The organism is Paraburkholderia sp. IMGN_8 (assembly GCF_038050405.1).
GTDB lineage: Bacteria > Pseudomonadota > Gammaproteobacteria > Burkholderiales > Burkholderiaceae > Paraburkholderia.
In genome coordinates this window covers 1,413,731-1,425,568 of sequence record NZ_CP150901.1, presented here as the reverse complement: position 1 = coordinate 1,425,568, position 11,838 = coordinate 1,413,731, and the positions used below count along the sequence as shown (strand labels likewise).

The 11,838-nt window shown below is 60.8% G+C and carries 11 protein-coding genes and 2 pseudogenes; 6 read left to right on the top strand and 7 right to left on the bottom strand.

All coding sequences use genetic code 11. The features are described 5' to 3' along the window. Positions 1-33: 33 nt before the first annotated feature. Both WN982_RS27695 and WN982_RS27690 read left to right on the top strand, forming a co-directional pair. Entirely contained in the window at positions 34-195 is a 162-nt protein-coding gene (locus WN982_RS27695; RefSeq protein ID WP_341318776.1) for a transposase, read from the top strand. A gap of 309 nt (positions 196-504) precedes the next feature. Beyond that, positions 505-726 (top strand): annotated as a pseudogene (locus tag WN982_RS27690) (IS21 family transposase); the annotation flags it as partial. Here WN982_RS27690 and WN982_RS27685 read toward each other — a convergent pair. The 3 genes and pseudogenes from WN982_RS27685 to WN982_RS27675 form a co-directional block, all read right to left on the bottom strand. Continuing rightward, positions 727-1,663, bottom strand: a pseudogene (locus tag WN982_RS27685) (SMP-30/gluconolactonase/LRE family protein). Between the two features lie 16 nt (positions 1,664-1,679). Beyond that, positions 1,680-2,534, bottom strand: coding sequence for an SDR family NAD(P)-dependent oxidoreductase (locus tag WN982_RS27680; RefSeq protein WP_341318775.1), 855 nt, complete (start codon positions 2,532-2,534; stop codon positions 1,680-1,682). A gap of 247 nt (positions 2,535-2,781) precedes the next feature. Next, on the bottom strand, positions 2,782-3,696 hold the full coding sequence (locus WN982_RS27675) for a LysR substrate-binding domain-containing protein (protein WP_341318774.1): 915 nt from the start codon (positions 3,694-3,696) through the stop codon (positions 2,782-2,784). Positions 3,697-3,902: 206 nt separating this feature from the next. On the opposite strand from WN982_RS27675, the gene WN982_RS27670 reads away from it, so the two are divergent. Next, the gene (locus WN982_RS27670; protein ID WP_341318773.1) at positions 3,903-4,958 is read left to right on the top strand and encodes an aldo/keto reductase; all 1,056 of its coding nucleotides are present in this window, start codon (positions 3,903-3,905) and stop codon (positions 4,956-4,958) included. Positions 4,959-5,246: 288 nt separating this feature from the next. Continuing rightward, the gene (locus tag WN982_RS27665) at positions 5,247-6,191 is read left to right on the top strand and encodes a Gfo/Idh/MocA family oxidoreductase (RefSeq protein ID WP_341318772.1); all 945 of its coding nucleotides are present in this window, start codon (positions 5,247-5,249) and stop codon (positions 6,189-6,191) included. Positions 6,192-6,261: 70 nt separating this feature from the next. Here the strand turns inward: WN982_RS27665 and WN982_RS27660 are convergent, their stop codons facing one another. From WN982_RS27660 to WN982_RS27650, 3 genes are read right to left on the bottom strand one after another with little or no spacing between them, the layout of a single operon-like run. After that, complete coding sequence (locus tag WN982_RS27660) at positions 6,262-6,939, bottom strand: GntR family transcriptional regulator (RefSeq protein ID WP_341318771.1); 678 nt, start codon at positions 6,937-6,939, stop codon at positions 6,262-6,264. Between the two features lie 38 nt (positions 6,940-6,977). Beyond that, positions 6,978-8,654, bottom strand: a complete 1,677-nt coding sequence (gene ilvD, locus WN982_RS27655) for a dihydroxy-acid dehydratase (RefSeq protein WP_341318770.1) — start codon at positions 8,652-8,654, stop codon at positions 6,978-6,980. Between the two features lie 11 nt (positions 8,655-8,665). Further along, entirely contained in the window at positions 8,666-10,009 is a 1,344-nt protein-coding gene (locus tag WN982_RS27650; RefSeq protein WP_341318769.1) for an FAD-dependent oxidoreductase, read from the bottom strand. Positions 10,010-10,131: 122 nt separating this feature from the next. Between WN982_RS27650 and WN982_RS27645 the strand changes: the two genes are divergently transcribed. Together WN982_RS27645 and WN982_RS27640 are read left to right on the top strand one after the other, a co-directional pair. Further along, positions 10,132-10,887, top strand: coding sequence for an MFS transporter (locus WN982_RS27645; RefSeq protein WP_341318768.1), 756 nt, complete (start codon positions 10,132-10,134; stop codon positions 10,885-10,887). After that, the gene (locus WN982_RS27640; protein ID WP_341318767.1) at positions 10,866-11,462 is read left to right on the top strand and encodes an MFS transporter; all 597 of its coding nucleotides are present in this window, start codon (positions 10,866-10,868) and stop codon (positions 11,460-11,462) included. Before WN982_RS27645 ends, WN982_RS27640 begins: the two co-directional genes overlap by 22 nt. 149 nt (positions 11,463-11,611) lie before the next feature. Here WN982_RS27640 and WN982_RS27635 read toward each other — a convergent pair whose 3' ends face one another. Continuing rightward, positions 11,612-11,764 carry a hypothetical protein gene (locus WN982_RS27635; protein WP_341319607.1) on the bottom strand — a complete coding sequence of 51 codons (153 nt, stop codon included), beginning with the start codon at positions 11,762-11,764 and terminating at the stop codon, positions 11,612-11,614. Positions 11,765-11,838 lie beyond the last annotated feature (74 nt).

Sequence of the window (11,838 nt, the reverse complement as noted above, 5' to 3'; positions counted from 1 at the left end):
TTGGGAGCATCGTGTCCACGAATAGGTGGACACGTGAACACTATTGAAGAAACACCGCTCGGACGGCGTCGTCGCCGCCGCTACAGCCACGAGTTCAAGGCTCAGGTCGTTGCGGCATGCCAGGGACCGGGAGTGTCGCTTGCGGCCATCGCGCTGCACCACAAGCTCCTTCCCTCCACCGGCATTACCCGTTAGGCGGTGCTGCGCCTAACAATTTTTGTGCGCAGTCCAGCAGCAAGTTGGCGACGCTATCTCGTTGATATATCTTCCTAAACTGCCCAGGAGATCGTGCCCACTCCGCAGAAAAATGGACTCTGCTGAATACCCGGCTTCAGCGGTACTACGGGCATCTCCGTCATCCCAAGAAGCCCGGCCTGTCCGTCGCGGGCTGTTTACGCCGACCGAAAATTGAGCCACTTGTAGGGATCGTGCCGACTGAAAATTGAGCCGGGCAATCAACCTATCCTGCTAGTTTTTCAGGCAGGGTATTTGAGGATGATCCCGATGACGATGATTGGCAAGGTGCGGCGGATGTTCCACCGCCAGAACAAGTCGGTACGCGAGATAGCGCGTCTCACAAGCCTGTCGCGCAACACGATTAGCAAATACCTGAACATGGAGGTTCAGGAAGAACCGAAGTATCAGCAGCGCTTGCAGTCGACCCGGCTGACGCCGTTTCATGAGGCGCTGGTGCAGGCGCTCAGCGTGGACGCACGGCGGCCGCGCTCAGGTTGCGACCGCCGCAGTCGCATCGACGTATAGCGCGTACAGTGACTGCCCAGCCGCCATGAACAGCCGGTTATGCGCTGCGCCGCCGAAGCAGACGTTCGCGCAGCGTTCGGGCAGAGCGATGCGGCCAATCGCATTGCCGTCCGGCGCGAATATCATCACACCGTTGAGTCCTGGTCCAGTGCCCCAACCGGCCCACAGGTTACCGTCCGTGTCGCAACGGAAACCGTCTGGCGCGCCGTTTTCGCCCGCATCGACGAACACGCGCCCGTGCACGAGGCGCCGACCGTCCTCGACATCGTACACACGGATGCGCCGCGGCTTCGAGCCCGATTCGACAATGTAGAGGCGGCGTTCATCGGGCGAGAAGCAGATGCCGTTCGGATTGACGATGTCGTCGGCGACCACCTCCGCCCGGCCGGTGGCCGGGTCGAAGCGGTAGACGTTGGTCGGCAGCTCGGGCTCAGCTTTGACACCCTCATAGTTGTTATGAGATGCCGAACGGTGGATCAGTGAACCAGATGCTGTCGTCGCTCTTCACGACCACGTCGTTCGGTGAGTTCAGCCGCTTGCCGTCGAAGCGGTCGAGCAGCACGGTCAGCGCGCCGTTGTACTCGGTGCGCGTCACGCGCCTGTTGCCGTGCTCGCAGGTGATGAGCCGCCCCTGGCGGTCCCGTGTATTGCCGTTCGCGTACCCCGAGGGTTTGCGAAATACCGACGCCGCGCCGGATTCCTCGTCCCACCGCATGATGCGGTTGTTCGGAATGTCGCTCCACAGCAGGAAGCGGCCGTCGCCGAACCACACCGGGCCTTCGCCGAAGCGCATGCCCGTCGCAAGCCGCTCGACCGCCGCGTTCGTGATCCGGTATTTCAGGAAGCGCGGATCGAGCACTTCCACTGCGGGATCGGGATAGGTTTCACTTTGTTGCCACATAGTGCTGGCCCTTGAGTCAACGGGGCTGCTTGATGACCGCTTCGAATGCCCGAGCGTAGTCCGGATGCCAGCGCGACAACGGGGGCCGGTTCTCGACGATATCGCCAGCCGCCCATAGAATGCGCAGTTCGTCGAGCGAACGCGGCACGTCGTTGTCGGGACACAGTATGTAGAAGTCGCCGGCGTCGAGACGCTCGAACATGAAATCGACGGTCTGCTCGGGCGTCCATGCGGCGACGGGCTTTTCCACGCGGCCGTTCCGTGTCAGTTCCGTGAACACGAAGCCAGGAATCAGCAGATGAGCGCTGATCTGGCAGTCGACGGTGTTGCGCAGTTCGTGCTGCAGCGCTTCGGTGAACGATTTCAGACCGGCCTTCGCAACGTTGTATGCGGGGTCGCCCGGCGGCGTCGTGATGCCCTGCTTTGAACCGGTGTTGATTACGAGCCCCGGACGACCGCGCTTGATCATGTCCGGCACGAAGACCTGCGTACCGTGGATCACGCCCCACAGGTTGACACCCAGCACGCGCTCCCAGTTCTCGGCTGGACCGAACATCCCGCTGCCGGGCTGAACGCCCGCGTTGTTCATCAGCACATCTGTTCCGCCGAAGCGCTCGACGACGGTTGCTTGCAGGCGGCGAACTTCGTCGGCGACGCTGACGTCGGTCTCAACCGCGAAGACGTCTTGCGTGCCGTTTGCAGTCAGCGCGGCGATTTCCCCCACCGCCCGCGCAACGCGGTCGGTGCCGAGGTCGGCAATGCAGATGCGCAGCCCAAGCTGCGCAAAGCGTTTGGCAGCAGCCAGGCCGATGCCGGCGGCGCCGCCGGTGATCACGGCGACGGCGCCCGGAGTCAGGGCAGAATGAGTCATCAGAATCCTCGTTAGCGCCGGAATCGCGGCGCCACCAAGCGGTCGCAATCCCGATCCCGATCCATTCGAACAGTGAGTCGACGATCGTAGCATGACTGCTTTTTTTGCGTGACCGACAGGGGGCACCGCTGGGGAGCGGTCCGAAGCATGGCGCGGACGGCTGTGACCCGCCAGCGACATTCGGCCACGTTCACTGGATGTTCGCTTACCGCCACGTTCAGGATCGCCGCGCGGAGCCAGTCGAGCGTCAGGTTGTCACCGCGGGCAATTTGAGCAAGTCCAGGAAAGCACGGGCGACGGGTATGAGCGGTTCTCCCGCACTTCCCTTAAAAACGGCCGCGAGTTCCCAGCAGGGCTCCTCGGCTTCGCACAGGCTCGCCGTTGCTACCGGCGCGCCGCGCGTGTTGCTCCCCCTCGCGGCGGCCACCGATTCGGGCACCATGCTGATCGCAAGCCCCTGTGCGGCCAGTTCAAGCAACATCGGCATGTCGTTGACCTCGAAGCTGGTCCGGCGTTGCAGCCCTGCCGCCGCAAAGCATCGATCGACGAGCCGCCGCACGCTCCACTCCGGGCGCAGGTCGGCGAATGTTTCGTCGATGAGATCGGCCAACGACAGCCCGCTTGCGCCCGCGAGGCGATGATGCGTCGCGCAGACGACGACCATTCCTTCGCATGCGAACATGTGCGATCCGACACCATCGAGCGACGTATCCGGTGGCTGTGTGAACGCGAGGTCGAGGCGCCCTTCCCTCACCTCGTCGATCAACGCGCGCGAGCCGTCCAGTGTCAATTCGATATCGATCCCACCGAACGCGGCCCGAAACTGTCCTAGCGATGCGGGCAGGTCGACGAAAGGCGCGAGGCCGTGAATCGCACCGATACTCAGCCGGCCGCGTGCGAGCCCGTGAACCTGCGTTACGGCGTGCCGCGCGTCGCGCGCGGCAGCCAGCACCCGCTGCGCCTCTGCGAACAGCACTTCGCCGGCAGGCGTCAAGGCGACTCGCCTCGTGCTGCGATTGAACAACGGTCCGCCCAGGTCTTCTTCCAGCGAGCGGATCGACGCAGACAATCCGGACTGCACGAGGTTGAGGCGCCGCGCCGCGCGCGTGAAATGCCGCTCTTCCGCGACGGCCACGAAATGTTCCAGCTGCTTTAAATCCACGTTGGCACTCTTTCTTGCAGAGACGGTTAATCACGAAACCCGCACAATTGAATCATATCTTTCTATTGGAATGGTAATTCAATCTCCGCTATCGTCGAACGTCTGGGGACGTCAAGGAACACTGGGCACGAAATGCGGGCGCAATCTGACTTAACGACCGCACGCCGGCTGTAAATCCTCGCAACATATATGGAGATTGCTTCATCATGGACTACCGTCAACTTGGCCGTTCGGGCCTCAAGGTGTCGACCATCACGCTAGGCACGATGACGATGGGCGGCAAAGGCAAATTCGCGAGCGTCGGCGAGGTTGGCCTCGACGAGGCGCGGCGACAGATCGACATGTGCATCGACGCGGGTGTCAACCTGATCGATACTGCGGACGTCTATTCAAACGGTGCGTCGGAGGAAATCGTCGGCCAGGCGCTCGGCGGCAAGCGCAAAGGCGGCGTGCTGATTGCGACGAAAGCCCGCTTCCCCATGGGTGACGGCCCGAACGACCGGGGTCTGTCGCGGCACCATTTGATAGAAGCCTGCGAGGCGAGCCTGCGCCGTCTCAAGACCGATGTGATCGACCTCTACCAGGTGCACGAATGGGACGGACTCACGCCGCTCGAAGAAACGCTTGAAGCGCTCGACCTGCTTGTCCGGCATGGCAAGGTCCGATATGTCGGCTGCTCGAACTACTCGGGCTGGCACCTGATGAAGGCATTGCATGTGAGCGAACGCGATCGTCTGCCGCGCTTCGTGAGCCAGCAGATACATTACACGCTCGAAGCACGCGAAGCGGAATACGAACTCGCGCCGATCGCGCTCGATCAAGGCCTGGGCATTCTCGTCTGGAGCCCGCTCGCAGGCGGCCTGCTGTCGGGTAAGCACCGCCGCGCCGCGACGCCCGAGGGCACGCGCCAGTTCGCCGGCTGGACGGAGCCGCCGATCCGCGACGCCGAACGACTGTGGTCGATTGTCGACACGCTTGTCGAGATCGCCAGCGAACAGAACGTCTCGGCCGCTCAAGTCGCACTCGCATGGACGCTCGGGCGCCCCGCCGTCACGTCGGTCATCATCGGCGGACGCAACGAGAAGCAACTGCTCGACAACCTCGGCGCGGCGAATCTCAGGCTGAGCGCCGAACATCGCGAGCGGCTCGACAAGGTGAGCGCGCCACCCCTGCTCTACCCGTACTGGCATCAGGTGCAGACCGCGCACGATCGTCTTTCAGTTGCAGACCTGTCACTGCTGGGGCCCCATCTCAACGCGTAGAGACTGATGCGGCCGAGATCGCCCCCCGGGCGCCCTGAAGGATCGCAGGTCATAAACAGATGTCCAACTTGGCCGGATCGCAGTAGCTCCATCGTGAAGTCGACTTGCGCTTGCAGCGACTTCACTTGACCGTGGCACGCCGTCAGGAGCCTGCCGCGCCATCAAGCCGATGGATGCCCCTTTACTCCTGGCGTCACGCAATCCGCGATCGACATCGTGTGCTGCCACCGGACCGGTGGCAGCAGCGCTTCGCTCGCCTTCAAACTAACGACGTAACACCGATTCATCATGAAAAAACTCAGAACGGCCATCGTCGGTTGCGGAAAGGTCGGTCATTTCCATGCCCGGGCGCTCTCGAATCTCGAGAACTCGGACTTCGTCGCGGTATGCAGCACCTCTCTCGATCGAGCAAAGGCCTTCGGCGAACAATACGGCGTGCGTGCGTTCGATAGCGTCGAAGAGATGGTGGAAGCCGCGCAGGTCGACGTTGTATGCGTCTGCACTCCGCATCCTCAGCATGCCCCCGTTGCGATCGCCGCCTTAAGAAGCGGCTGTCACGTTCTCGTAGAGAAGCCCCTCGCTTCTTCGCTCGAAGACTGCGATGTCATCCTTTCATGTGCCGAAGAACACCGGCGCACGGTCGGCGTCGTGTGCCAACGGAGCTTTTATCCGTCCGCGATGCGAATCAGGCAGGCCATCGATGCGGGCAAGATCGGCCGCCCTGTCATCGGGAATGTCGCCATGCTCGGGTGGCGCGACCGCCAGTACTACGAAAGCGATCCATGGCGTGGCTCGTGGGCTGGCGAAGGAGGCGGCGTGCTCGTGAACCAGGCACCTCATCAGCTCGATCTGCTGCTCTGGTATCTGGGCGATATCGATGAGGTCTACGGAGTGTGGAAGAACGTCAACCACGACTACATCGAAGTCGAAGACACCGCGGCGGCCATCATCAAGTTCAAAAGCGGCGCGATTGCCAACATTCTGGTCAGCAACTCACAGAATCCTGCTTTGTACGGGAAGGTCCATATTCACGGAGATAACGGCGCGTCGGTCGGCATGCAGACGGAGGCGGTGCGATCTTCATCGCCGGCGTCTCGACCATCACCGAACCGCCTTACAACGATAACTGGACGATCAAAAGCGAAGAAGGAATGCTCGCCTTGTGGAGAAAAGCGGATGCGGAGCATTTCAATTCCGCAGATTCCTTGTACTTCTTTCACGAGCAGCAAATAGATGATTTCCTGACTGCCGTCGGCAACGGCACGAAGCCTTTCATCGACGGACTGGACGGCCGGAAGCCCGTTCAGGATTCGAGAGTGGCCCGAGTAAACGCTTCGACGTTGTCGATAAGCCGATCGAGCGCGTCCCTTGCGCCATCTCGATTGCCTGCAGCAATGGCGCTCGCGATGTCCGCATGGAGTTGCGCCGTTTCCTGCAGATTGGCGAAGCGCTCAGAGTGCGCGTACCAGAAGCGTCGCGACAGGCCCTGCATCAACTTCATCGCCGAGGTCGCATATTCGTTCTTCGCACTTTCGACCAGAAGCCTGTTGAACGTGCGGTCGAGCGAAAGGAATTCATTGCCGTTGTTACTGCGCCCTGCGACAGGCATCAGGTCCGCAAGATGTGCAAAGTGGGCGCGCTGCGCGGAGTCCGCGTTCTTCGCCGCCGCACCGACCAGCAGCCGCTCGACCTCCCTACGGACCTCCAGCAGACGTAACTGCTTGCGAACGTCAATCTCCGAGACCACGATGCCGAGCTTCGGCAGGATGACAACCAGCCCTTCCCGCGAAAGCTGCTGCAGGGCCTCACGCACAGGGGTACGGCCCAGGCCCAGCAGCTTCGACAGTCCATTTTCCGACACGATCTGGCCGGGCTTCAACTCCATCGTGGCAATTCGTTCCTCGATCTGTGCGTAGGCCTGCTCGGCCAGACTCTGGTCGTCAGAATCAACCGTGGAAGGAAGCGGAACAGGCCCATTCATGATTACGTATCTCTCGATTTGCCAACTGCATTGTTGAATTATCGCTCGCCGAGCACCGCGCCTTTCGAGAGCGGTTGCACGAGCTGGCGATACATTGCGAGCCACCCCTTTTCCCGTGTCGGCGGCAACGGTGGCAAGGCGGCAAGCCGCTCGGTCAGCTCCTGAGGCGTCAACTCCAGCGCAATTGATTTTCTGTTCAGATCGATTGCGATGGTGTCGCCGTCACGAACGGCGGCGAGCGGTCCGCCTTCGGCCGCCTCCGGCATCACCTGACCAATCGTGATGCCGCTATTAAGGCCAGACAGTTCGCCGTCTGTCACCACCGCGACGGTCTCGCCAAGCCCTGCGCCAACAAGCGCTGCCATGAAACTCGCCGCGAACACCGTGCCTGGCCCGCCCTTCGGGCCCAGCATGCGCAACACCACGACTGAGCCAGCCGCGATTTTACTCTGCTCGATAGCGTTGATCGCGTCGTTCTCATCTTCAAAGACCGCCGCCGGACCAACAAATCGCCGGACGCTTGCCGGAACCGCGGAAAGCTTCACGACCGCACCGTCCGGTGCGAGATTTCCCCGAATGATGACGAGCCCTGGTTCTGCCCGGAACGGTTGGGACATTGGCGCGATGACGCTTTCGTCCGGCGCAGGCCGCGCCGCAAGGTTCTCGCCAAGCGTCAAACCACTGACCGTCATCACTGATGTATCGAGGACGCCTTGCAACTGTTTCATCGCGCCAGCACACCCCCCAGCAGCGGCGAAATCCTCGATTCGATCGGGGCCGTTCGGACGCACTTTTGTGATCTGCCCAACGAGCGAGGCGGCTTCCTCGAATTCCCTGATGATGTCCACATCGCATTCAGATTCGATCGCGGTTGCAAGGAGGTGTCGCAGAACATTGACCGAGGCCCCGATCGCGACAGCGGTTCGCACTGCGTTGCGAAATGCGGCTGCGGTCATGATCTGGCGCGGCCGGATATCCTTCTCGACCAGATCCATGATCGCCCGCCCCGCGCGTTCGGCATAGCCGTTGAGTTCATCGCTTCCAGCGCGAATCGGTGCGTTCCCGGGCAGTGCCATACCCAGCGCTTCAGCAACGCAGTGCATCGAGTTGGCTGTCGCCAGCCCTGCACACACGCCCGGACCCTTGATCGCATGGCACGTCATGTCCGTTAGGTTCTGGAGCGTGATTTTTTTCGCCTTGTACGCCCCCACCGATTTGTACACTTCCTCAATATCGACGTGATGGTCTCCGCACTGCGACCCGAGCTGAAATCCGCAAGCGACGATAATGCTCGGGACGTTCAGGCGCCCCGCAGCCATCAGTTGAGCAGGCGTCGTCTTGTCGCACGAAGCGAGCAGCACCATGCCGTCCAGTTCAGCCCCTTCCACCTGCACTTCGACATCGTTGACGAGCAGGTCGCGCGTCGGCATCAGATAGCGGCCCTGCTTGCCGGCACTCGTGACGAAATCAGATGGCGCAACCGTCCGAATTTCCAGCGGTACGCCACCTGCGGCGCGCACCGCATCCTGAACAACCTGGGACACGCCATCCAGATGCTGATAGCAGACCGACAGCTTGCTGGAAGAGTTGACGATGGCAATCTTCGGTTTTTCGAAATCCTCTTCGGACAGTCCCATCGCAAGCCATTGCGCGCGTCGAACGGCCCAACGGGTGGTGCCCGGTGTAAAGCTGCTGCGAAGCTTTCGCTGTTCCATCTTTCATCCCTTCAGTTAAGTTGTGCGCCGTCGCGATTCAGCAAAAGACGGACGTCTTCGCCCGCGATTTTCCGGACACTCATGCGTTCCTTCGATGCCAGCGTCGCGGCGTGGCCGATTGCGTGACCATATGAAAAACATTGGGCAGTCACCCGTGCTGATGCGACAGCCTCGTGCTCCGCCGACAGACAGCGCCCGGCAACGAGCAGGTTTTCACCTGCCGCCGGCACAAAACATCCGAAGGGCACTTCATAGTAATCGTTGAGGAGCCATTCGACGCGTGGCCGGCTGCCGCTATGCAATTCGATCGGCCAGGGCGAACGCGCGATTCCGTCGGCAAACTTGGCGCCGGCGAGGATATCAGCGTTGCGCAAAGTCTTGGCGCCGGCAACCTGCCGCGTTTGCCGCACACCGACCTGAACACCGGTATCGATGACCCAACTGCGCTCACAACCAGCAAGGAAATCTTTGAAGAAGCGTGCGTACTCGCGAACCTGTGCACGGCCTTCGAACTCGGCTTCCGTGAAGTCGCGATGAATGACCGGATTCAGCTCACGCCCGTCCAAACCTGTCACGCGCGTGCAGTTGCAGAGCAGTTCATCGGGGCGTGTGGTGGGAAACAACCAGATCTTGCCGCGCGGTAGCTGATACCCCTTTCCGTTCGCCTCCGCAATCTTTGCGGAGACTTCCGGCGGCATGATCGTGTCCGCCCCGTAGGTGGCCAGAAAACGTTCTACATCGACGCCACCGAGCCTGAAGATCATGGTCGGGTTCTGCACGTGGCCGTTATCACCCATGGTTGTCTGCCATCCGGCCATCGAGACGAGATCGGCGTCACCGCTCGCGTCGATGGTAACGGGTGCCAACACGCGAGCCTTGCCCTGCTTCGTGTACAGCTGTGCGCCCCGAAACGCCTCACCTTCCATGAGCACCTCGGTGACCGTGGCGTGATAGATCACTGTCACGCCTGCTTCACGCAGGAAGGCATCGCCGACCTCGCGCCATACGAGCGGATCGTGAACCAGCGTCCACGTCTTCCCGTACTTGACCGGATCGCCAAGGCCGTTGCGCTCACGCATTTTCCGGATGAACTCATCGACGAAACCATGCACGACCTGTGCAGGACCGCTGCCGTTTTCGGTCGCCTCGTAAAGACCACACACGGTGCCGGAAAGACCCGCTACCGCGCCGCCGCCGCAAAATCCGTAGCGCTCCGCGAGCACGACACGACACCCCTGTCGCGCAGCGGTCACCGCTGCAGCAAGGCCCGCCGCGCCGCCCCCCGTTATAAATACATCAGCAGAAAGCGTTTCCACCGGACGTCCATCAACGGCCGTCACCTGGCTCTGATCCACATCTCCTCCTGACTGTTTTCTGTTGTTGACACTTTATATATACGACGACTATCCTGTCAACATATTGCTAATATACCACACACATATCGCTTACTTTCAAGCACTTAAAGAGGAGACGGCTTATGAAAAACCGAATGGCGTACCGCTGGGTCATCGCGATCGTGCTGTTCATCGCGTACAGCATCCAGTATCTGGACCGGGTGAAAAGCAGCGTGCTGAATCCGGCAATCGCCCATGACCTCGGGCTGACGACCACCGATATCGGCACCGGCGCATTTCTGATGTTGCTGTTTTATGGGCCGTCGCAATACGTTTCCGGTCTGATGACGGACCGCTTCGGCGCGAAGAAAGTGCTGATCTTCTCGGTCATTGCATGGTCGGTCATGACCATGTACATGGGATTGATCCAGACACGGGATGAATATCTCTGGCGGATGGCGCTGTTTGGGATTCTGGTCGGCACCGAATATGTGCCTTCCGCCCGCATCCTGATGCGCTGGTTCAACAAGGAAGGACGCGCGCGTGCGCAAACCATCCTCGCGTGGGCCTGGATCCTGACACCCGCCTGGGCAAGCGTGCTCGCGACACAGTTCGCGGCGCATGCGAATAACTGGCGCGTCGTGTTCTTCGTGACGGGCGCAATGGGCGTAATCCCGCTTGTGATGATTGCCCTGCTCGTCTTCGATCGTCCGGAGCAGTATCCGAAAGCGACGGAAGACGATCTTGAATACGCTTATCGCGACGAAATCGCCGCAGGCACGATCAAGAAAGGTCAGTACGCGAACGCACAGCAGACGATTCTCAAGGGGGATCGGTCCGCTTCCTCGATCTGTTCAAGAATCCGACTTACGTCGCGGTGGTCTTTGTCGACATCGTGATGCAGATCACGCTATACGGCGCCTTGACCTGGATCCCACTCTATCTCTCGGACGCATTCGGCTTCAAGCTGCAGACGATGGGTTGGTGGAGCGGACTTTATTTCGTTTCGGGGGCGGTCGGCAGCCTGCTTTCATCCTGGATGTCGGACAAGGTATTCCGCGGCAACCGGAAGATCATGATCCTCGTCTGCTTCATCGGACTCGCGCCGTTTGTTTTCCTGCTGGGATCGTTGCAGCATGCGAATCAGATCCTGCTGGCCGTCGCGTTGTGCGGGATGGGCTTCTTCGGAAACATGGCGTGGGGCCCGTTCCTTGCCCTGCCCGCGGAAATTTTTTCACCTGAGGTCTACGGGAAGGCGATGGGATTCGTCAATGGAGCCGGCTACTTCGTCGCCGCCTTCTCGGCAAAAATTTTCGCCGCATTGGTGACAGTCGATGCGCTTGGCAAGAAGGACTATACGTACGGGTGGTACTTCATTGCGATATGCGTGGCCGCCGGCGTTATCGCGGCAAGCAGGATCAGAACCGAGAAGACCGTGACTCGAGAACCCGTTCGATCAGCTCCCGCGCGATAGCCGACGGTTCCGGCCGCGGGTACAGGCGGAAATCATCTGCAGGCTGACATCTGATCGTCTTTGGCGACACAAACAAGAGGATATGCGAACCCGGCCAGGCTTTGCTAGCCCTCCCCCTCTGGGCCGGCCCGCTTACCCCATAAACGTGCCTAGGGGCTCGGCAAAATGTCAAGCAAACTGTGCATCAAGAGGCCGTGCGGATTGTTGCCCGTGCCGTAGCCCAGCCCCTCGGTGGCAGACAGATGCGACAGGTTGAATTCGGTCGTGTCCTGCACCGCCCGCACAACCTGTGCCTGGCTCATGCGATCGAGCGTCTGAGCAATATGCGGCGCGAGTATCCCGTTCGAATCAACCTGCGCGTTGTCGAAGAATCGGT